Annotated in this window: 23 protein-coding genes and 1 tRNA gene; 7 read left to right on the top strand and 17 right to left on the bottom strand. The window is 58.3% G+C overall.

Annotated elements, in window-relative coordinates; translation table 11 throughout:
* Nucleotides 1-356: 356 nt before the first annotated feature.
* Genes GOB82_RS09495 through rfaD form a run of 5 tightly spaced genes read right to left on the bottom strand, consistent with a single transcriptional unit; the run spans nucleotide 357 to nucleotide 5037 of the window.
* Nucleotides 357-1307 carry a hypothetical protein gene (locus tag GOB82_RS09495; protein ID WP_166122470.1) on the bottom strand — a complete coding sequence of 317 codons (951 nt, stop codon included), beginning with the start codon at nucleotides 1305-1307 and terminating at the stop codon, nucleotides 357-359.
* A complete protein-coding gene (pgeF, locus tag GOB82_RS09500; protein ID WP_166122472.1) occupies nucleotides 1304-2107 on the bottom strand; it encodes a peptidoglycan editing factor PgeF in 804 nt (267 codons plus the stop codon). Before pgeF ends, GOB82_RS09495 begins: the two co-directional genes overlap by 4 nt.
* Nucleotides 2108-3160 (bottom strand): class I SAM-dependent methyltransferase, encoded by a 1053-nt coding sequence (locus tag GOB82_RS09505; RefSeq protein WP_166122474.1) that lies wholly within the window; start codon nucleotides 3158-3160, stop codon nucleotides 2108-2110.
* Between the two features lie 14 nt (nucleotides 3161-3174).
* Nucleotides 3175-4017, bottom strand: coding sequence for a prolipoprotein diacylglyceryl transferase (gene lgt / locus GOB82_RS09510; protein ID WP_166122476.1), 843 nt, complete (start codon nucleotides 4015-4017; stop codon nucleotides 3175-3177).
* A gap of 39 nt (nucleotides 4018-4056) precedes the next feature.
* A complete protein-coding gene (rfaD, locus tag GOB82_RS09515) occupies nucleotides 4057-5037 on the bottom strand; it encodes an ADP-glyceromanno-heptose 6-epimerase (RefSeq protein ID WP_166122478.1) in 981 nt (326 codons plus the stop codon).
* Between the two features lie 193 nt (nucleotides 5038-5230).
* On the opposite strand from rfaD, the gene GOB82_RS09520 reads away from it, so the two are divergent.
* The 3 genes from GOB82_RS09520 (at nucleotide 5231) to GOB82_RS09530 (ending at nucleotide 7396) form a co-directional block, all read left to right on the top strand.
* Complete coding sequence (locus GOB82_RS09520; RefSeq protein WP_166122480.1) at nucleotides 5231-5824, top strand: LemA family protein; 594 nt, start codon at nucleotides 5231-5233, stop codon at nucleotides 5822-5824.
* Nucleotides 5825-5867: 43 nt separating this feature from the next.
* Nucleotides 5868-6938, top strand: a complete 1071-nt coding sequence (locus GOB82_RS09525) for a TPM domain-containing protein (protein ID WP_166122482.1) — start codon at nucleotides 5868-5870, stop codon at nucleotides 6936-6938.
* A 155-nt stretch (nucleotides 6939-7093) separates the two neighbouring features.
* Nucleotides 7094-7396 (top strand): putative quinol monooxygenase, encoded by a 303-nt coding sequence (locus GOB82_RS09530; RefSeq protein ID WP_166122484.1) that lies wholly within the window; start codon nucleotides 7094-7096, stop codon nucleotides 7394-7396.
* Nucleotides 7397-7511: 115 nt separating this feature from the next.
* Here GOB82_RS09530 and GOB82_RS09535 read toward each other — a convergent pair whose 3' ends face one another.
* From GOB82_RS09535 to GOB82_RS09545, 3 genes are read right to left on the bottom strand one after another with little or no spacing between them, the layout of a single operon-like run.
* Nucleotides 7512-8183: a DUF799 domain-containing protein gene (locus GOB82_RS09535; RefSeq protein WP_198911964.1), complete on the bottom strand. Its 672-nt coding sequence runs from the start codon at nucleotides 8181-8183 to the stop codon at nucleotides 7512-7514.
* Nucleotides 8180-8554, bottom strand: a complete 375-nt coding sequence (locus GOB82_RS09540) for a DUF4810 domain-containing protein (RefSeq protein ID WP_166122486.1) — start codon at nucleotides 8552-8554, stop codon at nucleotides 8180-8182. Before GOB82_RS09540 ends, GOB82_RS09535 begins: the two co-directional genes overlap by 4 nt.
* Nucleotides 8555-8605: 51 nt before the next feature.
* Nucleotides 8606-9268 (bottom strand): CsgG/HfaB family protein, encoded by a 663-nt coding sequence (locus tag GOB82_RS09545; RefSeq protein WP_242007316.1) that lies wholly within the window; start codon nucleotides 9266-9268, stop codon nucleotides 8606-8608.
* 670 nt (nucleotides 9269-9938) lie between these two features.
* Here GOB82_RS09545 and GOB82_RS09550 point away from each other — a divergent pair.
* Nucleotides 9939-13220 carry a TonB-dependent receptor domain-containing protein gene (locus GOB82_RS09550; protein WP_166122490.1) on the top strand — a complete coding sequence of 1094 codons (3282 nt, stop codon included), beginning with the start codon at nucleotides 9939-9941 and terminating at the stop codon, nucleotides 13218-13220.
* A 113-nt stretch (nucleotides 13221-13333) separates the two neighbouring features.
* Here GOB82_RS09550 and GOB82_RS09555 read toward each other — a convergent pair whose 3' ends face one another.
* A complete protein-coding gene (locus tag GOB82_RS09555; protein WP_166122492.1) occupies nucleotides 13334-14932 on the bottom strand; it encodes an L-lactate permease in 1599 nt (532 codons plus the stop codon).
* A gap of 438 nt (nucleotides 14933-15370) precedes the next feature.
* On the opposite strand from GOB82_RS09555, the gene GOB82_RS09560 reads away from it, so the two are divergent.
* Nucleotides 15371-16693: a lytic transglycosylase domain-containing protein gene (locus GOB82_RS09560; protein WP_166122555.1), complete on the top strand. Its 1323-nt coding sequence runs from the start codon at nucleotides 15371-15373 to the stop codon at nucleotides 16691-16693.
* 69 nt (nucleotides 16694-16762) lie between these two features.
* Here GOB82_RS09560 and GOB82_RS09565 read toward each other — a convergent pair whose 3' ends face one another.
* The 3 genes from GOB82_RS09565 to GOB82_RS09575 form a co-directional block, all read right to left on the bottom strand.
* The gene (locus GOB82_RS09565; RefSeq protein ID WP_166122494.1) at nucleotides 16763-17182 is read right to left on the bottom strand and encodes an Ivy family c-type lysozyme inhibitor; all 420 of its coding nucleotides are present in this window, start codon (nucleotides 17180-17182) and stop codon (nucleotides 16763-16765) included.
* 306 nt (nucleotides 17183-17488) lie between these two features.
* Nucleotides 17489-17565, bottom strand: a tRNA-Arg gene (locus GOB82_RS09570).
* A gap of 70 nt (nucleotides 17566-17635) precedes the next feature.
* On the bottom strand, nucleotides 17636-18091 hold the full coding sequence (locus tag GOB82_RS09575) for a hypothetical protein (protein ID WP_242007317.1): 456 nt from the start codon (nucleotides 18089-18091) through the stop codon (nucleotides 17636-17638).
* A gap of 162 nt (nucleotides 18092-18253) precedes the next feature.
* On the opposite strand from GOB82_RS09575, the gene guaA reads away from it, so the two are divergent.
* Nucleotides 18254-19855 (top strand): glutamine-hydrolyzing GMP synthase, encoded by a 1602-nt coding sequence (gene guaA, locus GOB82_RS09580; protein ID WP_166122496.1) that lies wholly within the window; start codon nucleotides 18254-18256, stop codon nucleotides 19853-19855.
* A gap of 220 nt (nucleotides 19856-20075) precedes the next feature.
* On the opposite strand, the gene GOB82_RS09585 is transcribed toward guaA, so the two are convergent.
* The 5 genes from GOB82_RS09585 to mtnA form a co-directional block, all read right to left on the bottom strand.
* Complete coding sequence (locus GOB82_RS09585; protein WP_166122498.1) at nucleotides 20076-20663, bottom strand: DUF3574 domain-containing protein; 588 nt, start codon at nucleotides 20661-20663, stop codon at nucleotides 20076-20078.
* A 13-nt stretch (nucleotides 20664-20676) separates the two neighbouring features.
* Nucleotides 20677-21717, bottom strand: a complete 1041-nt coding sequence (locus tag GOB82_RS09590) for a cysteine synthase A (RefSeq protein ID WP_166122500.1) — start codon at nucleotides 21715-21717, stop codon at nucleotides 20677-20679.
* 161 nt (nucleotides 21718-21878) lie between these two features.
* Entirely contained in the window at nucleotides 21879-22784 is a 906-nt protein-coding gene (locus tag GOB82_RS09595; protein WP_166122502.1) for a DUF2272 domain-containing protein, read from the bottom strand.
* Between the two features lie 155 nt (nucleotides 22785-22939).
* A complete protein-coding gene (gene ybaK / locus GOB82_RS09600) occupies nucleotides 22940-23434 on the bottom strand; it encodes a Cys-tRNA(Pro) deacylase (RefSeq protein WP_166122504.1) in 495 nt (164 codons plus the stop codon).
* A 425-nt stretch (nucleotides 23435-23859) separates the two neighbouring features.
* Nucleotides 23860-24960, bottom strand: coding sequence for an S-methyl-5-thioribose-1-phosphate isomerase (gene mtnA, locus GOB82_RS09605; RefSeq protein WP_166122506.1), 1101 nt, complete (start codon nucleotides 24958-24960; stop codon nucleotides 23860-23862).
* Nucleotides 24961-25283: 323 nt separating this feature from the next.
* Between mtnA and GOB82_RS09610 the strand changes: the two genes are divergently transcribed.
* Entirely contained in the window at nucleotides 25284-25958 is a 675-nt protein-coding gene (locus GOB82_RS09610) for a hypothetical protein (RefSeq protein WP_166122508.1), read from the top strand.
* Nucleotides 25959-26378 lie beyond the last annotated feature (420 nt).

Genomic DNA, 26378 nt, shown 5'->3' on the forward strand with positions numbered 1-26378 from the left:
TCTTCAACATCAAAGAAACCAGTCTGCTTCATGATCCATGCCCCCAATCAACTCAAGGGAAATGGAATCACAGAGCAGCTCTCAAAACCAGGGGGTTTTTCGAACCCTCCATCTTCCGAAAAATCTGCCCCCGGTTATTTATTTTGATAACTGGACTGTATGGGGGCTCTGGAAGCCCGAGCAGTTTATGGCGTGCGTCGTGCAGATTTTGCAAACACAGTATGATTTGCTGCCGGGTATTCCCAACGTTTATGTGCGTAAAGACCGTCTGAAACAGTAAAGGCGCTCAGGAACAAACAGCTTTGTAGAAGTCAGTCAACCAGAACGTAACCTGTCTGCCCGTGTTACCGTTCTGGTCAGTGTTTTCCGTTCTTCTTCTTGCCCTTCACGCTCTCATCGGGAGGTGGCAGCGGCGCATTTTCACGCCCTGAATAGCGGTCGATAATCTGGCGGACGGCGCCTGCGGCTTCCTGTGCGGCCACTACCGCTACGTCTCCCCAGTATTTGTCCAGAGAGTGAGCCTCAATATCATGGATCTGGGTTGCGGCCCCTGCTTCCTTGCCGGCTTTGTCCAGAACGCGCCAGACAATTTCAATATGCTGTTGCGGGTGCCCCGTGGTGCCTGCCGGGCCGGGGCTGAGCTTGACCGTGGTTGCAACAGAGTAATCCGCGTTTTCTTTTGAGTTCTGGAGCGTGTCGGACGTATCGCGGAAGGAGGCGGCAAAGGCGCGGCTCAGTGAGATATCGCCATCCCCCGGCGCGCCTTTCACACCTTTGAAATACACGCGCGCCGCACGGTGTTTCAGGCTGTGCGGATCTTTTTCCATGTCAGCGGCCTGAATGCCTGTCAGCACGGAGGCCACTTTGGGGGCAGCATCCTGTGCGGCAAGGCTGAGAGTGGCAGGGTCTGCCGCAGCCCAGAGCTGAGCCGAAAGGGGGGCGCCTTCCTGTGTGGCGCGCACCTCATTCTTCGGGGTCATGACCATATAGACCGGCACTATCTGGTCTCCCCGCACGTCCGCGCGCATTTTCAGCCACCAGTCACCGGGGCGTGCAGGCTGGGCCATGGCCGGAATGGTCTGTTGCAGCAGTTCTGCTGCAACATCCTTGGCCCACAGGCGGGCGTTATCGGCGGAAAGCTGGCTTTCTGCCGGGACCGGAATATCCAGCCGGGAGGGCGGCGCATTGGCGGCCAGCCGCTGGGCTTCTTTCCCCGGATTGGAAAAAGGGTGCGGAACATCAATACAGCCGCTGAGCAGGACCAGCCCTGAGAGAGGAAGAGCTGTGTGGCGAAAGAAACTGCTCATCGGTTCTGCACTCCTGTTGCAATAGCCGAAATCTGGTGCCCGATGGGGCCGCCACCAGCCAGTGTACGCCGCCTGTGGCTAAAAAACCGTTGCGTGTCGGCCAGCGTGTCCACCCCCAGGGCGGCCACCTGCCCAACTCCGGCCCGCGTCAGCCGGAAGGTGCACCAGCCTGCCAGATCAAACTGATAATGGCCCGGCTTGCCCGGAATGAAAAAACGGGCTGCCTGAGGGTCGGCTGAGGTAATGGCGGCGTGCATGTCCTCGCCTGTTTCGTAGCTTTCCTGCGCAATGCAGGGGCCAACCACAGCGTGTATTTCGCTTGGGTTCACGCCGAGGGCCTGCATGGCTTCCAGCGTGGCTTCCAGCACACCGGCCAGTGCTCCGCGCCAGCCCGCATGGGCGGCCCCTACGGTCTGCCCGTCCCGCGCGGCAAACAGAACCGGGGCACAATCCGCCGTAATCACACCGAGTGCCACATCCGGCAGGCGCGTGACCATGGCATCAGCCTGTTCGCCCTCGCCCGGTGCCCAGGGGGCCTTCACCGTGATCACACGCGGGCAGTGAATCTGTGTCACACCCAGCAGCTTCTCCGGCGCAACACCCAGCGTATCGGCCACACGGCGGCGGTTTTCGGCCAGATGGGCCGGATCATCTCCCGAGCGGGTGGAGCAGTTCAGGCTGGCGTAAGGGCCGGTTGAAACGCCGCCTTCCCGTGTGAAAAATCCGTGGCGGGTGTTGGCCAGCAGCGGGCTGGTCAGCGGGGAGGGCCGGTTACGGGCGGAAGTCAGGCCAGAGGGCATTCAGCCGGTCCTTTCATCAAAGCCGGGGGGCGCGGGCAGGGAGGGAGAGGTAAGGGCCATAACCCGGAAAAGGTGCCCCATTTTTTCCGGTGCGGCCAGCCTGTGTGCTGCGCTGCGCAAGGTGGCCGCATCCTGCGGGCTGGCTTGGGCCGCTAACTGTTCTGTGCGTTCCATCAACCCTAAAGCACGTAAAAACGTCCCTTGTGTGACGGTACCCCACACCTCGGCCCCGGCGTGCAGGGCGGCGGCCGCAAAGGCGGTGAAATCCACATGGGCCGTGAGATCAGCCTCCCCTGCGGCCTCAAGCGGTTTGGCCGGGCGTGCATGGCGCAGGGCCTGCAGGGAGTCTCCCGTCAGGCCGGAGTTGTGGCCATAATCCACAATCAGCGCAGCACCGGGGGTTCTGGCAAAGCGCCGGCCCAGAAGGCGGGCCACATCCAGTGCGGGTTCACACAGTTCCACCACGTAGTCCGGGTCCAGCGTGCGGCCATCGGGCAGGCTGGGGGGCGGGCAGGGCACGAGGCAGAACGCACCATCCTGCACATAATGTTCCTGCCAGCCCTCGGGTGTGTGCAGAAACTGGCGGATGGGCAGGGCGTCCAGAAATTCGTTCGCCACCAGAATCAGCGGTCCATCCGGCAGGCTTTCCAGCGTGGTGTGCCAGACAGGGGAAAGGTTCGGAAAGCGGGCCAGAAAAGGAGCGAGGGCGGCCGCCTGGGCCTCCTGCATCAGGGGAGATGTTTCCACCAGATGCACCGTAAGCACCTGTGCAAAAGCTGGCACACGGGAGGTGATCAGCCGGAGCATGTCGGCCATCAGCGTTCCGCGGCCCGGCCCGGCTTCCGCCAGTATAATCCGAGGGGGGCAGCCCATGCTGCTCCAGACCATGGCGGCCCACGCCCCGAGCAGTTCCCCGAACACCTGCGAGATTTCCGGCGCGGTAATAAAATCACTCAGCAAGGGGTGTGTGGCGTAATACTGCGCATTGGCCCGCGCCATGAAGGCATCAAGCCGCTCCGGCGGCCGTTCTTCACCGGGGGGAGGGGCGGGCATGGAACTGCGGTCCTTCAGGCCCCGGCGTCCTGCACGGGGTCCGGCAGGCCGGTATAAACAGGGCTGCGGCAGGCATGCACCATCAGCGCCACACCGGCCACCAGCATGGGCACACAGAGCACCTGCCCCATGGTCACACCGCCGGGCAGGAAGCCCAGAAACGCATCCGGTTCCCGGAAGAATTCGCAGAAGCTGCGGGCGCAGGCATAGCCCGCCAGAAACAGGCCCGCCAGAAAACCGGGGCGTTCACGCACACTCTGTTTGCGGGAGGCGGCGAACATGACGAGAAACAGCAGCAGCCCTTCCGTCAGGGCTTCATACAGTTCGGACGGATGGCGCGGAATTGGCCCGGCATCGGGGAAGATCATCGCCCAGGGCAGAGTAGCCGGTGCTTCCCGCCCCCACAGTTCCCCGTTGATGAAATTGGCAATGCGCCCCAGTGCCAGCCCCACAGGAACGGCTACAGTCGCGCGGTCCGCAAAGGCCAGAAAATTGAGCTTGTTGCGCCAGCTGAACAGGGCGAGGGCGATAATCACGCCCAACGCCCCGCCATGGAAGGACATGCCCCCCTTCCAGACCTCTATAATGGAGAACGGATGCGTGAGGTAATAGCCGGGCTGGTAGAACAGCACATACCCCAGACGCCCGCCCAGCAGCACGCCCAGCGTGACCCAGCCCAGAAAATCATCCGCCTGCTCGGGGGTGGCGGCAACCGGGGGCAGCCGCACCAGCCTGCGCAGCAGGGAAATGCCCAGCACAATGCCCACAATGTAGGAAAGCGCATACCACCGGATGGTCAGCGGCCCCAGATGCAGCAGTACAGGGTCAAATTGCGGGAAAAGAAGAACTGGCAGCATGCAGGGCAATATCCGGACAAGAGATCAGAAAGGCGGCGTTCAGAGATAGGGGTTATCCGTGGCAAGATAGTCCTGCACATAGCGGCGGATACCGTCTTCAAGTGTGGTGAACGTGCCCGTATAGCCCGCGGCCCGCAAGCGGGAGAGGTCCGCCTGCGTGTAGGACTGATATTGCCCGCGCAGGCTTTCCGGCATGGTGATGAAGTCTACCTGCCGGGCGCAGCCCGCCGCGTCACACACCGCATGGGCCAGGTCCAGATAGGAGCGGGCCGTGCCGCTGCCACAGTTGAACAGGCCGGACACGGAGGGTGTGTCGTACAGCCAGAGCATGACATCCACCACATCCCCCACCCAGATGAAGTCCCGCATCTGCTGGCCATCGGCAATGTCAGGGCGATCAGAACGGAAGAGGCGGGCAGGGTTGCCGGCCTTCACCTCATCATACTTCACCTTCACCACAGAGATCATCTTGCCCTTGTGGTATTCATTCGGCCCGTAGACGTTGAAGAACTTCAGCCCGGCCCACTGCGGGGGGCGGGGGGCGTTCTTTTTCAGCCCGGCCATCACATGCTGGTCAAACGTGTGCTTGGACCAGCCATACAGGTTGAGCGGCGTGAGCTGGTCCAGCTTTGCCGGATCATCCGAGAACAGCTCAGGTTTGTCAGCCGCGCCATAGGTGGCGGCGGAGGAGGCATAGATAAAGCGGGTGTCCGTACGAGCACACCAGTCCCACAGGGTCTGGGTCAGGGCCACATTGGTCCGCCAGACCAGGTCCGCATCCCGGGCGGTGGTCTCGCTTATGGCTCCCATGTGGAATACGGCGTCCACTTTCGGGGCGGTGGCCAGAAAAGCCTCAAGCTCTTCCGGAGCAATCACGCGGGAGGGGGCATGGGCCGCCAGATTCCGCCATTTGAGGTCAGAACCCAGCCAGTCCACCACCACGGTTTCCTCTCCACGCCGTGCGAGAGAGGCCTGAAGGCATGAGCCAATGAAACCGGCGCCACCGGTAATGATAATCATGGCAGAGAGTTATAAAGGGCGTGGCCGTTCCCTCCAAGATGCAAGGCGGTTTTTGTTTCCTCTTTTTGCATAGCGGGAAATGTTTGGCTTCCGGATGTGGTTTTCGCGTAAGGAGAGGTAATAAACGGAGCCATGACGGGTGCTGTACCAGCACTGTCAGGTTGCGTGACGGTGATTGTTTAAGGATGTCTTGATGAAGAAGCTTCTCATTCCTGCGATTCTGCTGATTGGACTGCTGTTTGTTTTCGGGTCCAGCTATAATCGCTTCATGGCGGCAGATCAGAACGTGCTGGAACTGACCGGACAGCTTCAGAACGAAGTGCAGCGCCAGTCTGACCTGATCCCCAATCTGGTTAACACCGTGAAGGGCTATGCCACGCATGAGCATGACACCCTGACAGATTACGCCGCCGCCCGCTCCGGCGAAACACCGCTGAGCCGGATTGACCCCCGCACGGTGGACAACGCGACACTCCAGCAGAAAATTCTGGAAGCCCAGTCCCGCAACACGCAGGAGATCAAGGCGATCAATGCTGTTGTGGAGCAGTCTCCCCAGTTGCAGGCCAATCAGGACTTCTCCCGCCTGATGGTGCAGCTTGAAGGCTCCCAGAACCGTATCACGGTTGCCCGCCAGCGTTTGCAGCAGGCTATCCTGTCCTACAACCAGACTGTCATGCATTTCCCCGGCAATCTGGTGGCGGGTATCCTGGGCTATCACACCCGCGTTTATTACGAGGCTTCCCCGGAAGCGCAGACCCCGCCGGTTGTTGATTTCTCCAAACACTGAAACCGGTATCTTGAGGCATAACACCATGCGGCAGGAGTATCCTGTGTTCCGCACTCCACAGCCCCGGATTCAGGGCGATCTGATGCAGGCTGCCCCGGTGCAGGGTGGTTTGCAGCAGGGGCTGTGGCTTCGGCCGTCCCGGGCCGTAAGCCTGCAGGCGCGTGTTGCCCGCTGGTGTGGTCTGCCGGTTTTCGGCTGGCTGGCCGCCGGGCGGGGGGAAACCTGCTTGGCCCGCGCTTCGGCTCCTGCCCGTGCCTGTGTGTTCGGGCTGGTTGCTGTTCTGGGGCTGGTTCTGTGTGGGGTTGGCGCTGGCCTGCCTGCTCCGGCCTGCGCGCAGGATGGCCTGCTTCTGCGGCAATGGGTGACAGATCCGCAGAATGTCCTCTCGCCTGAGGACAATGCGGCTCTTTCCCACAAGCTTTATGATCTTTCCCAAACCCTGCCGGGGCACCCGCAGATTGTGGTCGCGCTGCCGGGGCATGTGGAGGATATCAGCCAATATGCCAATGAGGCCTTCCATAAGACCGGTATTGGCAGAAAGGGCGTGGATAACGGCTTGCTGGTGGTGCTGGATATTCCGGACCGTCAATCCCGCATCGAGGTGGGATACGGGCTGGAAGGTGTGCTGACTGACCTGCAGAGCAACGACATCCTTCAGGCCGCCCGGCCAGCCCTTCAGGCTGGGCAGTACGCACAGGCCGTGAATGGCATTGTGGATGCCATAGCGTCTGTCCTCAGCCATGCGGACCCGGCGGACCTGCAGGGTGGTGCTGCCCCGCCAGCCAGCCAGCCGGACTCTCAGACGGATGCTTTTGAGGCTCTGGCAGGGCTGGTTGTGGTGGGCATACTGTTTATCCTGCTGCCCATCTGGTTGATCCGCCGGTCCCGCCGTCGGGCCGCCCTTTACCCCGGTGGCTATGTTCCGCCGGAAATACAGGCGGAGCGGAGCGCGCGCTGGAGCTTCTTCCTGAACCTGATCCTCAATATCCTCTCCATGCTTCTGCAAGGCGGAGGCCGGGGCGGTGGTGGCGGGAGTTCGTCCGGTGGCTCATCCGGCGGTTTTCGCGGCGGTGGCGGAGATTCCGGCGGAGGTGGCTCGCAAAGCTCCTGGTAAAGCGGCATGGCGGGTAAAGTGGTCAGGGGCTGGCTTTCAGACCACCGGCGGTGTTTAAGAAGCAGGTGGTTTGGGGCGTGCCGGCTGTGTGCCGGTCTGACCCGATTCAAATCCCGCCCGACTCAAGAAAGCATCTGAGCGAAAGGTAAAAAGACATGAGTGAAGATATTACCATTGTCGCGCTGCTGCACGCCAAACCGGGCGCAGAGCAGCAGGTTGCTCAGGCCATGCAGGCCTGCGTGGCGCCCTCCCGGCTGGAAGCAGGTAATCTGTCCTATGTGCCGCAGCAGGACCAGAATGACGCCCGCATGTTCATGTTTGTGGAACATTGGGACAGCCATAAGAGCTTCGAACAGCATCTGGAAACCCCGCACTTCAAGGCCCTGATTGCCGCTGTGCAGGATCTGCTGGTCACACCGCCTGCGGTCCATGTTCTGAAGCCGCTTGCCGCTCACTGAGTTTTTCGCGGTTTGCGAGATAAAAAGCCGGGAGAGCCGTAAGGCCATCCCGGCTTTTCAGTTTTGAGCACGTGCTTTTTGCGCAGGAGCAGTCTCCTGCCCAGTCCGTGCTGCCTCAGTCTGTGCCGTATTTCACAGAGCGCGGCCCATAAAGCAGCCCGGCGGGCGGCCCTGCACTGAGCAGACGTTCCGCTGTGACATGCGCCACACGGAAGCTCTGGTCTGTCAGGCTATGCACAGCCTGCTTGATAGCCGCTGTGATGAGTATCCCGACAATACCGCCACCCGCTCCCGATGCTTCTCCCACATCCTGACTGTTGGCAGTACCGGTGCCTGTCCACAAAACACTGCCGGTTTTCAGGTCTACCAGTTTGGAAGATGCCGTGACAGTCGTGGTGCTGTTGACCACCTGATAAACAGAGCCATACGCCGTAATGGTGGTATACAGTGCGGCATCCGCCCCGAAGATGGATTGGAGTTTGGCTGCCGGAGCCTGCATGATGTCGTCTGGCGTATCCAGCCCGTTCTGGCGGAATGTTTCTATTTCCACCGTTACTGGCACCACATAATAGCCAGCTTCCGCCAGCGGATGCGTCATCTGTGCAATCAGGCCGTTGGACGCGTTGACATCCGGCGTATGGTTCACTGGTGGCAGGATCAGAATGGAGCGCGGTTTGGCGGAACGGAACGCCGTATAATCCGGGGCTTTCACAGGTGTGCTGCATGCTGCGGCCATCAGAGGCAGGGCGGCACAGAGGCACAGGCGGGCAAAGCGGGACATCTTCATGAGGACGGCTCCGATTTCTTGCCAAGATTTTTCAGCAGAAAATCCATATAGGTTGCGGATTCAGGAAAGAGTGTCTTTTCCTGACTGAATTCCTGCTGGGCCAGATCCGTTCTGCCCGTTGTGGCATAAAGCATCCCGAGATGAGCATGGAAACCCGGCGGGAGCGCCAGCCCTTTGGACTGTGCTTTCTGCACGTCTTTTTCCAGAACGGTTATCTGGGCCTGCGGGTCTGTCTGCCCTTTCAGATACAGATATTGCTGGGTGGGGTAATCCTGCCAGCTATAAAGCGGAGGTGTTTTGTCCGCGCCGGAACATGCAGCCAGACAGCCCAGCAGGCCAAGGCCCGCCAGAGCGGTTTTTGAGAAAGACATTACAAGAAAGTCCGTTTCTTATTTTTGAAAAGTCGAAATCTTGGAAATTAATTACCGGATCTGGCCGGAATCCACCTGCTGCGCCAGATGATTGACAGCATCCTGAATAGCCAGATCAAGAACCTTGCCGTTCAGTGTGGAATCATAGCTGGCTGTGCTGCCAAACCCGATTACCTCACGGCTGGACAAGGCATATTCCGCAGCGCCTTCACTTGAGGTGACAATCTGCGATGTCAGCGGGTTCACAATCTGAAGGCTGACCTTGGCATAGGCAATCTGGCTGCGCCCACGGCCCGCAATGCCAAACAGTTGCTGGTCACCCACGTCCTTGCGGCCAAAAGCGGTCACGTCACCGGTTATCAGATACTGTGCACCCTGAATGTTCTGCCCCTGCTTGAGGAACGCGGCTTCCTGGCGTCCTTCTGTCAGATTATCGCGGTCCATGACATTAAAGCGGCCGCTTTGCTGGAGGCGTGTCAGCAAAATTGTGCGGGCCTGATTGCCCAGACGGTCAATACCATCTGAAAAAATCCCGTTCATGTAATTGGAATGGTTGGCAAACTTGCCTGCGGCAATCGCCACGCGCGGGCCGTTATAAGGGATCTGGGCGCTTGCGACAGCAGGTACAGGCAGCGTGCGTGAGGACTCCGTTGCACAACCGGAGAGTGTCAGGCTTGCCAGAGCAAGGCTACACACAGGAAAAATAGAACGCAAATTCAATAGTCCTTAATAAAATGGTTATCAGAGTGACGAGTAACAACATTTTGGAATAGTGTGAATGGCAACTTGTGGAGTAAGATTTTCTAATTATTGATACTAAATCTATTTTTTATTTTCCTTCTCTCCAGTTTGGTGTCGCGTTTTAGACAAATTTAGGGGGTGGGTTTTCTTCAACACGCTCCCGCAAAGTGGTGGCCTGGAGGCCGGGATATGTCATTGAAACCATCATGACAGTTTCAGAGAAGCTGCGGGGCAGGCAGATGCAGTGTTTTTCTATGCCTGCCTACTTCATGTTTGCCAGCCGACCTCAACAACCTGCTCTGTCGTTGTGACCAGAACCGCCAAGATTTTGTGCAGGGTGGAGTCTGTGAACAGGATGGAATCGATCACAGACTGAAAAGGAGCGTTGTATGGTGTCTAAAATGCCGCAGAAATATCTAAAAAATGCTACCTATGATATGAGTGCATGCCTCATTGGCGTCTTATGCAGTCATGTGATGATGGTGTGTCCAAAATGCATCGTTCTCTATGCAAAATATTGCACATTCGTATTTAAGAGTTCGGTCCGACCCGGAAATCAGTTTTAAGAAGATACGTTTTTTAAAATGCGGTTCACATTATAATTTGGGGTTAGATTTATATGATACAGCTACATCGCGGAGGTATGAAACTGGGACAACATAAAAGAGGGTGCATTTCGCTCTCTTTCTCCCTTCTTTACGTTCTGCCGGTTCTGGCTGTTGGTGTTCCGGCACCGGGTAACGCAGCCGATACGTACACAAAAACAGAGGTCAGCCCACGCAAAGTGGGAAAGGCCAGAAAAGCTCACCCCAGAGCAGTCTCTTCCAAACCTGCTGTCACACAGGTAGCCACTCCTGCCCTGAAAAGCACAGCGCCTCGTCCAGTTGTACAGACCAGCGCAGCCCGTGACGACCGGCAATCAGTAGCCTCGGAAGTTTTGAAGCAGAGTGCAGATATTGCTGCCGGAACCGAATCCAACACCGAGCGCGTGACAGTGACTGGCTCCCGTCTTCTGCAAAACCGTCTGACCAACACTATGGCCACCATGGATCTGGGGGCGGATCAGATACAGGCGCGAGGATATACCAATCTCGGTCTTGCACTGATGAGGGAAAACCCGAATTACGGCGTGCCTGACAATAGTACGCTTGGTCTGCAGCAAGGTGCGTATGGCGCAGGACAAACCTATGCCGATCTTCTGGATCTGGGTTCCCAGCGTACATTGACACTGGTAAATGGCCGTCGCTTTGTGTCCTCTGCAACAGCCTCTCTGGGAGGGGCTGTTCAGGGCACGCCGGTTGACGTTTCTAATATTCCTTCTCTGTTGATCAAAAAAGTTGAAACGGTTGTTGGTTCCGGTGGCCCGGTTTACGGGTCCGATGCCATTGCCGGTGTCCAGAACTTTGTACTTGATGATGATTATCAGGGTGTGAAACTTGAAGGGCAGACAGGATTCAGCCAACGGCAGGATGCCATCAACTATCGTCTGGCTGGTAAAGTTGGACGCCACTTCGATCATGATCGTGGCACGGTAGTGTTTGATACCGAATATAATCAGGTTTTCGGTATGACCACGGCAGATCGTGCCAACTGGACCGGTGCGGGGGATAATCGCCTGCAATACGTGCGTAATGCCAGCGGAAGCGGGTACCAGCTGGCGCGAGGTGGGCGTTATTTCTTACCGTTTACCACGGCGGGCGTTCCGTCCATGTCTGGCGCGTTGTATGATTATCCCAATTATCAGGGGCAGGATATCGGGACAGCCATTACGAATGCTGCCGATCAGCCCTTGGTGTTCAGCCAAGATGGCAAATCACTGGTGCCGTTGACATATGGTACACTGACAGGGGATGGTATTACTGCTGTAGGCAAAAAAGGCAGCAGCAACGGCTTTCCGCTGGCAAATTATGATAATCTTGTTACCAATCAGCAGCGTCTTAATCTGACCCTTCTGGGGCATTATGACATTACAGAGCATTTACGCGCGTCTTTTGAAGGCTGGTATGTCAGGTCTTCTGTCTCTAATATGGCAAATCAGCCGTATTATAATACCCAGATGTTTAACAATGCCATGACGGATATGACAGATCCGAACGGCGCTCTCCAACTGAGTACGGATAACCCGTTTCTGACATCTGCCGAGCAGGCCACAATAAAGAATAACCTTCAGGCTGCTGGTCTGCCCACTGATACATTCTATATGGCGCGTGCCAACACGGATTATTATACCGGGAAATATACAACAGATACGAATTTGTTCCGTTTTGTTGGTGGTTTGCAGGGTGATTTTCATTTTGCAGGTCGGAAATTTGACTGGAAAAGCAGCGCTGAATACGGCGAGTACCGTTCCACAACCACCCAACGCGAAATGCTGACGCAAAATTATATCAACGCGCTGGATGCGGTGAGGGATCCGTCCGGCAATATTGTCTGTGCTTCCGGCTATACCAATGCAACTTATCCCTCACTCAACGCAACGTGCTCTCCGCTCAACCCATTTGGGGTCAATCAGGCTAGTGGCGCGGCGTCACGTTATATTCAGGCAGATGCGCAAGCAAAATCCATCAACCAGCAGTGGGATTTCAATACAGACGTGCGCAGCACTGTCGTGAAGCTTCCCGCTGGTGACTGGACCTATGATATCGGGTATGAGCACCGTTATGAGGGCATGAATTTCAATGCAGGGAATTTCTATCGCGGGCAACTGATGTCCGACGGTACATACCAGCAATATGGTAATTCTGCGCCAGTCACCAACGCTGGTGGAGCGTATCATACTAACGAAGTTTACGGTGAAACCATGATCCCGCTGGTTTCCCCCAAGATGAACATCCCAGGTGTTTATGCCCTGACCGCAACCGGTTCCGGTCGTTATGTGAACAATAGTGCAAATGGTGGATTCTGGGCGTATTCTGGTGGCGGCAGTTATGCGCCTGTACGGGATATTGTCTTCCATGGTAATTACACAACATCTTTCCGTACACCATCCATTGCGGAGCTTTATTCGCCGGAAAGCACCATATTTGATGATGGAACAGACCCCTGTGACGTCACTGCGGTCAATTCGGGGCCTAATCCGGCAGTGCGTCTGGCAAATTGCCGGAAGGCCAATATTCCGGCGGGCTTCCAGTCCAACTTTAATAAATTTACCATCAAAGGTCTGACTGGCGGGAACCCGCATCTGCAGAACGAGCAGTCCAAGCAGTTTACTGCTGGAGCGTCTATACAACCTCGCTGGGTGAGAGGACTAACTCTTGGCGCAGATCTTTATGACGTGCGCGTCAAAAACGAGATTGCCAGCCTTGGCATGACAGATATCATGGCTGCCTGCTATGACTCTACCAGCTACCCGAATAGCCAGTATTGCAGTGCGTTCAGTCGCGATGCCAATGGCCAGATTAATGAAGGGTTCAAGGAAGGACTGTTTAACGTCGGTACGGAACATTACCGTGGCCTTCAGGCTCATCTGGCCTACTTCCTGCCTCTCTCCCGGCTTGGCTTGTCAGATGATGATGGTGCGCTTCAGACAACTGTCAATTATAAACATGGCTTTATTCACAAAGGGACTATCCTGACCAGTCAGTACGAGTATCTGGGTACAAGCAATGATCTGCGTGACAATTTTACGGCTAACTTCAACTATATGCGTGGTCCGTTGTTTGTGCAGTGGCAGATGATGTATTATGGCAAGGCGAAGTACAAGCTTCAGGTTGCTGACGGAGTGTACCCCAACAACACCATGAAGCAGTATTTCATGTTTAACACGACAATCGGTTACACGTTTGCCAAGCGCTACAACGTCAGTTTCGTAATGAACAACGTGTTTGATGCTAAACCGCAGTTCCCCTATCAGGGCAACACAAACCGGTATTGGGATGCAATTATTGGCCGAAACTTCCAAGTACAGGCTGGAGTTGAGTTTTAAGGATATTAAAAAGGATCATCCCGCATAGGATGATCCTTTTCATAATGGTTGTTCTGAATGTCTACCTATGGCCTTTCCAGAAATTCTGTGAAGGCCATAGGTTTTTTAAGTCGTTAATGCAGAACATATTGCTGAACCACTACCATCAGCCCAAGGCAGATGGTCAGGAACAGGCTGTGTTTGAAGGTGCGGGCCAGCACCACGCCTTCCTGCCCTTTGAGCGATGTCACTGCCACACCCGTGGTGATGTTCTGGGGAGAAATCATTTTCCCCATTACGCCACCTGCGGAGTTGGCCGAGGCAAACAGCACGGGGTCCAGTGAAAGCTGGTGCGCTGCGGCCACCTGCAGATTGCCAAACAGGGCATTGCCGGATGTATCGCTGCCGGTAAGAAACACGGCCACCCACCCCAGAAAAACGGATACGAACGGGAATAGGACACCTGTGGAGGCCACAGCAAACCCAAGTGTGTAGGTCATGCCGGAATAGTTCATCAGGAATGCAAGCCCGATGGTCAGCGCCACTGTCACAACGGCCAGCCAGCCCTGTCGTGCCGTAGTAACCAGCGCCGCCCGGATTTTGTGCGGAGCAAGGCCCGTGAGGAGGGCCGTGAGCAGGGCAGAAACCAGAATGGCGGTGCCAGTGCCGAGAGGCTCAAAATTCCAGACAGCAGCATAGGGCTTCTGATACAGGGAGATAAAGACCTGATGGTCCAGCCCCGGCCACTTGATGGGTGTGGCTCCAATTTTGGCAACATGCAGGGAATCCCACACAATCACCACCAGTACGACGGTAATCCACGGAATCCAGCCCTGCCAGTGCGGACCGTTCCAGTCGCCTGCTTTCTGTGGGGCGGGCTTCAGGAAGGTCTGGTCAATCGCATAGGCCGGGTCGGGTGCAGGCTGCCAGACTTTGAGAAACAGAATAGTGGCCAGCAGGGAAATACAGGAAGAAAGCACGTTGGTCAGGCTGTACGTTACCCAGGTTGAAACCACCACCAGCGTCAGCGCGAAGCTGCCGCCGGCCACAGCCAGCACCGGCCAGATCTGCCGCAGGCTGCGCCAGCCCGCGTAAAGCACCATCACGTAAAACGGGATGAAAAAGGCAAAGGGTGCAAGCTGCTGCCCGATGGTGGCGCCCAGCGTATCAGCGGAAAGCCCGGTAATGGAGGCAAGAACGGTAATGGGAATGCCAAGGCCGCCAAACGCGACAGGGGCCGAATTGAAAATAAGTACATAGGTCAGGGCTTCCAGAGCGGGGAAGCCGAGCATGATCAGAAGAGCGCTGGTAATGGCCACGGGTGTTCCGAACCCGGCCACGCCTTCCAGCGCCGCGCTGAAGCAGAACCCCAGCACCACCAGCATAACGCGGCGGTCATTGGGGAGATGTGTGATAATCCATTGCCGGAAGGCGTCAAATCGCCCGCTTTCCTTGGCGATGTTGAAAAGGAACAGCGCGGAAAGCGCAATCCACATCACCGGCAGGAAAGAAAAAATCACACCGTTGCTGATGCTGGCGGCCACCAGAGAGGCTGGCAGGCCCCAGACCCCGATGGCCATAACTACGCCGACACACATGCCACCCAGCGTGGCCTGCCAGGCGGGCCTTCGTAGCACCCCCATCAGGATAAGGGTGACGATAATCGGAGAGGCAGCCAGCAGAAAAGACAAAAGCAACGAGTGCGCGGCAGGCACGAGAGGCTGAATGAACATGATCGTCTCTTGGACAAGATTTTTCCCAAAATCGGGATGGTCCTATGCGTAGCGTGCAATGCTTAAAGAGATGGAGTCACGTTTGAGTGTGACGGGGCACTGCCGATGCGCAGCCGACAGAAAGGGGCGGAGAAATGCCCGTTTCATTAAAATGACATAATGGTAACTTTAATCGTTGATCTGGGCCAATCCCGTCTTCAGAGTTTTCCGGGAGAGGCCGAACAGTCAAAACAGGCGCGCCAGACAGGCAGGACAAAGCCGGACGCGCAGGTGTCATAGGGGCAGAATGTGCGGACGAGAGCTATAAAGGCGCAACCGTTATGCGTGCTGGTCACGGTCCTTGGGCTGGGGGCGGGGAGTGCTGTCCCTGCGCTGGCACGCACCTATCACGCTGTTTATGACCCGAACGCCGCCTATGACCCGGATGCCATTTATGACATGGGCACCGTTGAAACCACCCATCCTGCTTATCACGCCCCCGGCCCTGCGGAAGACCCGTGGGGGCCTTATATCCGGCAGGCCGCCAAACGCTTTGCTATTCCGGAAACATGGATCCGCGCCGTCATGCAGCAGGAATCGGGCGGCAAACAATATCTGAACGGCGGGCTTACAACCTCAGGTGCCGGGGCCATGGGGCTGATGCAGCTCATGCCCGCCACCTATGCGGACATGCAGAGCCAGTATGGCCTGGGGGGAGACCCCTATAACCCGCGTGACAATATTCAGGCTGGCGCGGCCTATATCCGCCTGATGTATGACCGTTACGGCGCGCCGGGCTTTCTGGCGGCCTATAATGCCGGGCCGGACCGCGTGGATGATTACCTGAATAACGGCCGCCATCTGCCGGATGAAACCGTGAACTATGTGGCCGCCATTACACCGCATCTGGGGGGCGGTGTGGCTGTGCGGGGCAAGTGGGCTCCTGTGCCGATACGGAGCACGACCACGCAGGTTGCCTCGTCCGAAGCGTTCTACGCCCGCCCCGATCTTTCTCGCAGCGCGGATGGCTGCCTGAGAGACCCGGATGCTGCGTATGATCCCTCAGCCCCGTGCCTGATGGACCGGGACATCCCGCATCCTGACCCCGTACCGGAAGCGGCCCCTGTTGCTGTGGCGCAGGCCGAGACCGCGCCTTCCTCTATCCCGGCGCAGACGCAGCCGGTGGCGGATACCGCCGCTGCGGATGAGGCCGCCTCTGCGGCACAGGCTCCCATACAGACGGCTGCTGTCAGCCAGAGCAGCCTGCCGCCCACCCGTGTCATACCGGCATCGTATGCTCAGGCGTCTTCGCAGCGCGCGGGGGTGAGGGGTGCCGGGCGCACGCTGGCTTATCAGGCCGTGTCAGAACAGGCTCCGGCCCCGCATCTGCAGAGTGCGGTTTATACCGCGCCGGTTTCCTCATCCGCGCATGTTTTGCGCCTGCCCGGTTCCTATTCCGCATCGGGTGTATCCAGCCGGTCTCCCATGCTGTCTTCTGCGGTGGCCACACGCTCCGTGTCGCCATCCGGTTCCGGCAAGGGGGGCACGGTGCAGGTGGGGGCCTTCGGGTCCTATGCTGAAGCACGTCATGCTGCGGAACGCGTAAACCGCGTTCTTGCATCCCGTTCCATGCAGGCCACGCCTGCCGTGCAGTCTGCTTCTGTTTCCGGAAAAGCCGTTTACCGGGCGCAGCTTGTTGCTAACAGCGGGGTTGGGGCTTCCGGCGTGTGTCAGATCCTGCATGCGCAGTCCATGCCGTGCTTCCCGGTGCGGAACAGCTAACCGATTTTTTAAAAATGCATCTTCTGTCTTGAAGATGGGGAAACGGGCAGGACCGGTGCCGCGTTTGCCTTACGGTGACTTCACAGCGTCATCCGGGTTGTTGTCGTGATAGGAGGTGAGCAGGGCAGCAAGCGTTTCTGCATCCGGCTCGCCCAGCGGCATCTGGTAAAGGGTTTTTCCGTAACGGCGGGAGAGCAGGCCCCATGTGGTCTTTCCATCTGCGGAGAACACCACATCAAGCTGATGGTCGGCGCAGTCATGCGGTTTGCATAAATGGCCAATCAGATAGGTCCTGCCATCCTGTGTCAGTGTTTTGGTCGGGACAGAGACGGCCGCCGCTTTTGTCACCCATTCAGGGAGTTGCGTCATGGCATGATAGGCAGGGCGGTATTTTACAGTTTTTGCCAGATCAGATGTGGTTTGCGTGCTTTGTGCGAAAGCGGGTGTCGCCACGCAAACTGCCAGAAGCATAAAGGAAAGTTTTTTCATTCACGTCTCTCCTGTGATTAAGCGGAAAAAAGGGAGCCTGTCGCAGTATAAACGTTTTGGAGAAAAGGAGAGACCTTAAAGCTCTGTCGTGGTTTCCCCGATGAACACATATGCGGGAGCGCTGACAAAAATCATGCTCATGGATCAGGTTTTGTCGAGGGATGTGACGGGAGAAGTGCTGCGTCACGGCAGCAGGCCGATGTCGAGCAGATGTGCGGGAATGTCGCGCAGGCAGAACGCACTGGAACGCGACGGCCTCAGGAGAAGGCCTGAGGAAACAACCAGCTTCAAATTAAAAAAGGGAAGTGGTGCACCCGAAGAGACTCGAACTCCTAACCCCCAGATTCGTAGTCTGGTGCTCTATCCAGTTGAGCTACGGGTGCGCCTTGCCGCGGTGTTTAACCGAGAGTGTTGGGGGTGGCAACCCCCAAAATTCACGCAACGCGATTTTTTTTAGTCATTCCCCAAAAAGTTCTTCCAGGTCCGCCCGTCAGGCCGTTTCAGGGTGATGTGCGCCCGGCATTCCGGGGTGCCGTAAACGCCTTCAAATGTGTCTCCCGCCGGATGCGCTTCAAACACCATGGGTAAGGGCTGATGGTGGGAGTCCTGCAGGATGAGCTGTGCATGATAGTGCTGCGTGCTCTTGTTGGGTACACCCCGCAGCACCAGCGAACCCATTTCGGGGGTGAAGGTCATGCGTTTGGGTTCGATCTGCATCAGGGAAGGACTATGCACCGGGCAGTTATGCCCCTGGTCTGCCACCAGCGTGCCAATCCAGTCTCCATACGGGTCGTCCGCCGCAGGGGCTGCGGCCCCGCACAGCAGGGCCAGCATGGCAAGACCTGCAAGCCGCAGGGCGCGCTCCGGCTGTGGCACGGTGGTGCTGGCTGTAAGAGAGTGAGGTTTCATGAACACGCTCCTGATCTGCGGATTGGAAAGTCTCAATTATAGGGTGACGTTCGGGCTGCACCGTTTTATATGCGCTGTCTAGCATACAGCCGCCCCGGCCCGCGGTGGTTGTCTCATTGTTTAGTAAAGCCGCTCAGGCGCTGACCAGAAAGACAGTAGCTCATGCCTGCCGATGCCACCATCCCCGCTTCCTCCTCCGCACTGAGCGAGTCCCTTCACCAGGACCGTATCCTGATCCTGGATTTTGGCAGTCAGGTGACACAGCTTATTGCCCGCCGCGTGCGTGAGAGTGGTGTTTATTGTGAAATCTGGCCGTTTACCGCCACGGCTGAGCGTATTCGGGCCTTTGCCCCGCGTGGCATTATTCTCTCTGGCGGCCCCGCCAGCGTGACCAGCCCGGACTCCCCCCGCGTGCCGGAGGTGGTGTTTGATCTGGGTATTCCGGTTCTGGGTATCTGCTACGGGCAGCAGGCCATGTGCCTGCAACTGGGTGGGCGGGTTGAAAGCTCCGAGCACCGTGAATTCGGCCGCGCCTTTGTTGATATTGTAGAAGACTGCGCGCTCTTCCGTGGCGCATGGGCGCGTGGCAACCGTGAACAGGTCTGGATGAGCCATGGCGACCGCGTGACGGAACTGCCCCCCGGCTTCCGCATTGTGGCGGTGAGCGAGGGCGCACCTTTTGCCGTGATCGCAGATGAAGGCCGCCGCCTGTATGGCGTGCAGTTCCACCCGGAAGTGGTGCATACGCCGCATGGGGCTGCTCTCCTGCGCAACTTCACGCATAATGTTGCGGGCTGCTCCGGCACCTGGACCATGGCGGGCTTCCGCGAGATGGAACTGGCCCGCATTCGTGAACAGGTAGGCACGGGCAAGGTGATCTGCGGTCTGTCCGGCGGGGTGGATTCCTCCGTGGCGGCTGTGTTGATCCATGAAGCCATTGGCGATCAGCTCACCTGTATCTTTGTGGATCACGGCATGCTGCGCGCGGGTGAGGCTGAGGAGGTGATTAAAACCTTCCGGGGCCGCTTCAATATCCGCCTTGTGCATCGTGATGCATCCGAGCTGTTCCTGCGTGAGCTGGACGGCGTGACGGACCCGGAAATCAAGCGCAAGACCATTGGTCGCCTGTTTGTGGAAGTGTTTGAGGAAGAGGCCACCAAGCTGGGCGGCGCACAGTTCCTGGCACAGGGCACGCTCTATCCGGATGTGATTGAAAGCGTGAGCTTCACCGGTGGTCCGTCTGTCACCATCAAATCGCACCATAATGTGGGCGGCCTGCCCGAACGTATGAACATGCAGCTTGTTGAGCCGCTGCGTGAACTGTTCAAGGATGAAGTGCGTGATCTGGGGCGTGAGCTGGATATTCCGGAAGCCATCGTGGGGCGGCATCCGTTCCCCGGGCCGGGTCTGGCCATTCGTATCCCCGGCAATATCACGCAGGAAAAGCTGGATCTTCTGCGCAAGGTGGACACGGTGTTTCTTGAAGAAATCCGTGCGGCTGGCCTGTATGATGCTATCTGGCAGGCCTTCGCGGTTCTGCTCCCCGTCCGCACTGTGGGCGTAATGGGGGATGGCCGGACTTATGATCAGGCCTGCGCCTTGCGTGCCGTGACGAGCACAGACGGCATGACTGCCGATGTCTACCCGTTTGACATGAGCTTCCTGAACCGCGTGGCGGGCCGTATTGTCAACGAAGTCCGCGGCATCAACCGCGTGACCTACGATATCACGTCCAAGCCGCCGGGCACGATTGAGTGGGAATAATAAACCAATAACCCCGGCCTGAGTCTGGCTGGGGAAGGTTTTAGCGCGTTCATGGGGTTTTTATAAAAAACCTTGTGGGCGCGTTTTTTTGTGCCTCCCGGCTATTGTGCGTCTGCTACAGGCCCAGTTCAGGCTGTGCCGCGGCGCGGTATCAGGCCGGGTTGGCTTGCAGAACTGACAGGGTAAGCAGGTTTCTTCGTGCTGGCTGCTCGCGCGTTGTTCAGAAGCCTGCACAAACCGGCGTGACCACCAGTCCCACGGACTGCTGCATAAACCGCTTTTTGTAGCGTGTGCGGATATTTTCCAGGCGTATGGCAAGATCGGGCGCGGGTTCCACAAGAAGCATCACCAGCCGTGAGGATTCCTGCGTTGTGCGCCCCGTGACACTATCCCGCCACTGGCCCTGTGCGGGGAGTACGGAAAGCCCATCCGGGAAGGCGGGCGTAAGCGTTGTTTTGAGAAAACTCTGCCATTCTGCTTCAGGAATATCTGGTTCGTTCGGGCGGCTCAGCCCAAACAGAAGCGTGATGCTCAGCATCGGGTGCGTCTGAAAGGGAGAGCACAGGCTGGGTATTTTCTGAAGAGTCAGGTCTGAAGAAGAGCGGGTATCAAGGCTGGCTCCTGCTTTCAGGCTCGCACGGGAAGCAGCCGTGTCAGATTTCCGGGCCGCAGGGGGCGTGCCTTTTTCGGTATCGGACGCATGGGGCGCACCCGCACCATTACAGCCACTCAGTAAAAAAGCCGCCACGGCCAGTACGCCCCACCGGCGCCTTGCGCGCCAGTGTTGCAGGGCGTGGCGGCCCGGCATCCCGCAGAGGCTCTTATTTATCCAGCCAGGGCGCAACCGGCAGGTTTTTGCTGCGCAGAAACGCGGGGTTGAACAGTTTGGATTCATACCGCGCCCCGCCATCGCACAGGATGGTGACAATCCGGTGCCCCGGTCCGAGCTTGCGGGCCGTGCGGATGGCGGAGGCCACGTTAATGCCGGAAGAGCCACCCACGGAAAGCCCCTCTTCAATCAGCAGGCTGTAGATGATGTCCAGCGCTTCCGGGTCTGGAATACGTTCGGCGTCATCAATGGGGGCACCTTCCAGATTGCCCGTCACGCGGGACTGGCCAATGCCTTCGGTAATGGATGAGCCGGAAACGGAGAGATCATTCTCCTTCACCCAGCCATACAGGCTGGAGCCTTCCGGATCTGCCAGCACAATGCGCGGCGCTGCAACACCGGCCCGGGCCGCAGCCTCGTGCAGGCCCATGGCCGTGCCCGCCAGCGTGCCGCCGGTGCCGCAGGCGCAGGTAAAGGCATCCACCTTGCCGCCCATCTGTTCCCAGATTTCGGGGGCGGTGGTGGTGCGGTGGCCTTCACGGTTTGCAAGATTGTCAAACTGGTTGGCCCAGACATATCCGCCTTCTTCCGCCAGCCTGCGGGAGACATGCACGTAATTGCCTTCATCCCGGTAGGGTTTGGCAGGCACCAGCCGCAGGTCCGAGCCGATCATGCGCAGAAAGCCGATTTTTTCCTGGCTCTGCGTTTCCGGCATCACGATAATGCAGCGGTACCCCCGCGCATTGGCCACCAGCGTCAGCCCGATGCCGGTGTTGCCCGCCGTGCCTTCCACCAGCGTTCCGCCGGGCTTGAGCACACCCCGGCGCTCCGCATCCTCAATAATGGCAAGACCCGCGCGGTCCTTGACCGAACCACCGGGGTTCATGAACTCGGCCTTGCCATAAATTTCGCAGCCGGTGGCTTCAGAGGCCTTGCGCAGGCGGATAAGCGGCGTGCCGCCTACAGCGCCGGGCATATCGGCAGAAAGGGTCTGCCAGCCGGGGCGGGCGGAGGGGTTTGCGCTTGCAGTCATCTGGTTGCACCTTCTCGCTTCGTTCAACAGGCTCGCATCTGCGCGCATCAGATGGGGCAAAGTCTGGCGTATTCAGAACAGGATAACAAGACGCCCTCCCGGCTTCCGCACGGGCGGCCAGCCGGGTCTGCCGGGTGAGGGCAGGGGCCGGGGAGGGGGGGTTATTGCCCCGCGTCCGGTTCCGCTTCTGCATCATAGAGCACTTCAAGCACCGCGCACCATGGGTAGCGGGTGTCATAGCTCTGCCCGCCGGGCGCGGAAATGCGGCCTGAAGGGTCTGTCGGGACATGGGTCAGGGCCACGGCATCATCAATATTGCCACCAATAATGCTGAGCTGGCGGCCGAAGGGCTGCCCGTTCTGCCCTGTGGCCACCACATAGCCGCAATGCGCCGGAAAGCCGTATGAGGTGGGCAGGCTGGAGAAGCGTACGGACTGTTTGGCACGGCCGCGCCCCACACAGATCAGATCACCCGCCTTGGGGGCATAGGTTGCCGGGTCCTGCGCACGCAGGATGGGAGACTGCCCGGAGGCAGCGGCATTGATATAGGTGGAATGGTTGGGAGAATACGGGAAGCGGCTGTTCGCTCCGGCCACGCGCATCACGTAGGAGATGAACGCAGCGGACCACGCATAATCGCCATCATGCACAAAGTTGGTCAGTTGCCCGTTGGCGTCATGTTTGCCGGTGAAGGTGGATTCCGTCATGTCCGGATCCATGCCGATCCACCAGTATTCCCCCACGCGCTGCCACAGGCCGGGCGCGCGTTCGGGTTTGACGGCGGGTGTCTGGGGTTCAGGGCGGAGTTCGGGGTCATCATCATTCACGGGGCTGCCAAACAGCCGCCACTCGCGCATGGCAATAGCCACCACATCCTGCCGGTTGAACGGTTCAAAATTACGGGTGGCAAAATCCGGCACGTGGGCAGAATACCCGGAGGTGTAACTTCCAGCGCTGCCCCCGGTGGTGGCTACGGTGGGGCGTGCGCCCGGAACCTGCGCGGGTTGGGTGGCGCAGGCAGCCAGACATAGCGGCGCCAGCAGGGCAGCAGAGAGCTTGCGTGACATCTCGTCTCCATCCAGACAAATTCCTCCGGGGTGCCCGGAGCGTCAGGAGCCCTTGCCTTCAAGAACTCCCAGCGTCCTGCATAAGCTGCCGGGGAGCGCGGGAAAAGAGGGTGATGCTTTTTTCACGCTTTGCATCTTTATCGGAGCCAAGGTCTTCAGGTGGTGGGGTCTACTGTCAGGTCGGCTGTCTGCCCGTTCACGCAGGAGAGGGCGTCCGCCGGGGCAAGCCCCACCACAAGGCCACGGCCCCCGCCGTTGATATACAGGGTATCCAGCGTCAGAGCTGTTTTTTCAAACACCACCGGCACCGGTGTGCGTGCCCCGAACGGGCTGATGCCGCCCACCTGAAACCCTGTGAGGGCTTCGGCCTTGTCCGCACCCAGCATCCGGGCGTTCTTGCCGCCAAACAGCGCGGCCACCTTTTTCAGGTTCATTTTCTGGTGGACGGGAATAACCGCGCATACCACCTGCTTTTTATCAATTTCGACCATCAGGGTCTTGAAGACCTTTTCCTGATCAATCCCGATACCTGCCGCAGCATGCAGGCCGATTTTGCCGGGGTCTGCCACATATTCATAATCATGCATGGTGTAGGCAATGCCATGAGCCGCCAGAAAGCGGGTTGTGGGGGTTTCTATTGTCTCAGACATGGTCTTGCCCTTTCCAGATGGCGTCATGGCGCAGGAGGGGAGTGCGGTGCGTATCGCTTATCAGGTGCAGGCCGGGGGGCGTCAAGAAAACGTGTGTGCATGGGTGCATGCACAAAAAAACGGCCCCGGGCAGATGGGGGCGGTCGGGCAGGCCGGGCGGCCAGATCGGATGGATAGAGGGAGCAGGTGGCCGGGCAGAGCGGGGAGGCACCGGTCGGGCCCGGTGCATGGTTACGGTGCACGGTACAGGACGCACTGTGCAGGTAACGCAGGGGAAAAACCGGGTTTGGTGAAGAAGCCGGTTTACAGGAGGGGGGATCAGGAAGGCGGGAAGGCCGCAACGTGTGTTGGCCGGGCCCTGGGGCCAACACACGGCAGCACTCAGGAGGCTGCTTCTTTATTTTCTCGCGGTTCAGGTCTGATCTTCAGCCCTGCTGTTCCGGAAACAGGGAGCGCAGGCCTGCCTCTGTCGCGGGGCAGCAGCCACGTTCGGTGATCAGCCCCGTAACCAGTCGGGCCGGTGTGACATCAAAGGCCGGGTTGGCGGCGCGGCTGCCGTCCGGAGTGATCTGCACGCGTGTCTGCACGCCGTCTTCCCCACGGCCCGCCACATGCGTGATCTCGGATGCGGAGCGTTCTTCAATGGGAATTTCCGTCACGCCATTGGCCACACTCCAGTCAATGGTGGTGGAGGGCAGGGCAACCCAGAACGGCACCGCGTTATCCTGCGCGGCCAGCGCTTTGAGATATGTGCCGATCTTGTTGGCAACATCCCCCGTGCGGGTCACGCGGTCTGTCCCCACAATCACCAGATCCACCTGCCCATGCTGCATCAGGTGCCCGCCGGCATTATCCGCAATTACTGTATGCGGCACACCATGGCTGCCCAGTTCCCATGCTGTCAGGGCAGCACCCTGATTACGCGGGCGGGTTTCATCAACCCATACATGTACATTCAGACCTTCATCATGCGCCATGTAGATGGGGGCCAGTGCGGTGCCCCAGTCCACCGTGGCAATCCAGCCCGCGTTGCAATGCGTCAGCAGGTTAACAGGCGTGCCGGCAGGACGGTTTTTTGCAAGTTCGCGGATCAGCTCCAGCCCGTGGCGGCCAATGGCTTCGTTCTGGGCGGCATCTTCATCACAGATGCGGCCGGCTTCCGCATAGGCGGCGGCCACGCGCTCCTGCGGGGCAACGGGGCGCAGGGCTTTCAGCATACGGTCAATAGCCCAGTGCAGGTTTACGGCGGTGGGGCGTGTTGCCGCCAGCATGGCGGCATTGCTTTCCATGGCGGCATCTCCCGCATCCTGCCGGAGTGCCAGCGCCAGGCCATATGCCGCCACAGCGCCAATCAGCGGTGCGCCACGCACCTGCATGGTGATGATGGCCTGCGCAACCTCCTGCTGTGTGGTCAGGCGCAGAATATCCAGAGAGAAGGGGAGGCGTGTCTGGTCAAAAATATGGATGGACCAGCCATCTTTTTCGTTCACCCAGACGCTGCGATAGGGCGTGCCGTTAATCTTCATGAAACCTGTCCTGTCAGGAATTGGGGATATGCGCTGATAATACCGGAGAGTTCACCACATCACCACTCCCTGTCGCCCGGAAGCTGCCCGGCCTGACCTGCGCAGGGCCGGTGCATGGCAAGCGGGTGGCGTAAAATGCCGACTATTCTTTCCTGTTCCAAAGTATTTTTTGCATTTCCCGGAGTTTTTGTTATGAATGACAGAAGTTTCAGGTCGTCTGGCTCTTTTTGGGGGGCCTTTTCCTGGAAAGCGTTAGAGAATGATTTGATAATCCCGTTTGTGGTTCTTGTACTTTTCAAATGGGAGTAAAACTGGAGTTTAAAATGAGCGAAACCAAAAAGCGCCGTGCACCGGCCCGGACAACAGCCCCCGCTGCCCGTACAGCCCCTGTTGCCACGCGCCGCACGCGCAAGGCCCCCGCAGAAAATGCAGTGCTGGAAGCAGAGATTGCACCGAAAGCCCCGGCCCGCAAATCGGCCAAGGGTGCTGCAGCCAAAGTTTCTGCGGCTGCCAAACCCGCACGGGCTCCCAAGGTTGTAAAGGCGGAAGCCGCCCCGAAGAAAAAGGTTGCCGCCAAGGTGACTACCCGCGCCACGCGCAAGGCTGCTGTGGTTGAGGCCAAACCTGCAACGCGCGCACCCCGCCGCAAGGTTGTGGAAACGGTGGTGGAAGCTCCGGCCTCCGCGCGTCGTAGCCGTCGGGCTGCTCTGGCTGTCGCTGTTGTAGAGACCAAACCGGTTAAGGCCACGCGCAAAGTGGCTGCATCCAAGAGCGTTTCTGCCAAGGCAGCGCCTGCAAAGGCCGAGGTCAAAGCCCGCACGCCGCGCGCAAAGGCGGCTCCGGTGGAAAAGAAAGTGCGTCTCTCCGCCGTTGAGAAACTGCGTATTGTGCAGGATGCCCGCCGCCAGAAGCGTTATGACCGTCTGGCAGCGGAAGCAGCACAGGCTGCGGCCAAACCGGCCCGCAAGGCTTCCAAAGGTACGCGTAACAAGAAATAAGGGTTTTCAGGTCTGGTCCCTGCCACAGGGGCCAGACTGATCCTGTTTTGTCAGCCGGGGTGCCTGCTTTTTTTCAGGCAGTATCCCGGCCAGACAGGGTTCCGGCCGGGGAGAAACCCGTATGCCGATAAAATTTTTCTTTCATAAAAAGCATGTTTCGGAACAGGCAGGATGCTCGCAAGGGCAGGATTTTGCGTGTCCGATCTGAAAATCTCTTCCCGCAAAACGATTTTTTGACGAATTGTTTTTGATTTGTTCTTATTTCTGGTCCGGATATCCTCTGAAATTTTATGGTGTGACTTAGGGTTTGCTCTCTGTTCGGGAGAATGACGCTTGCATGACAGATGCGAAAATGTTAACTACAGTTAATTCAATGTTAACATTGGAGAGATAAACCTGCCCGAAACGATAGGTTCAGAG

The organism is Acetobacter farinalis (assembly GCF_011516935.1).
GTDB classification, from domain to species: Bacteria; Pseudomonadota; Alphaproteobacteria; order Acetobacterales; family Acetobacteraceae; genus Acetobacter; species Acetobacter farinalis.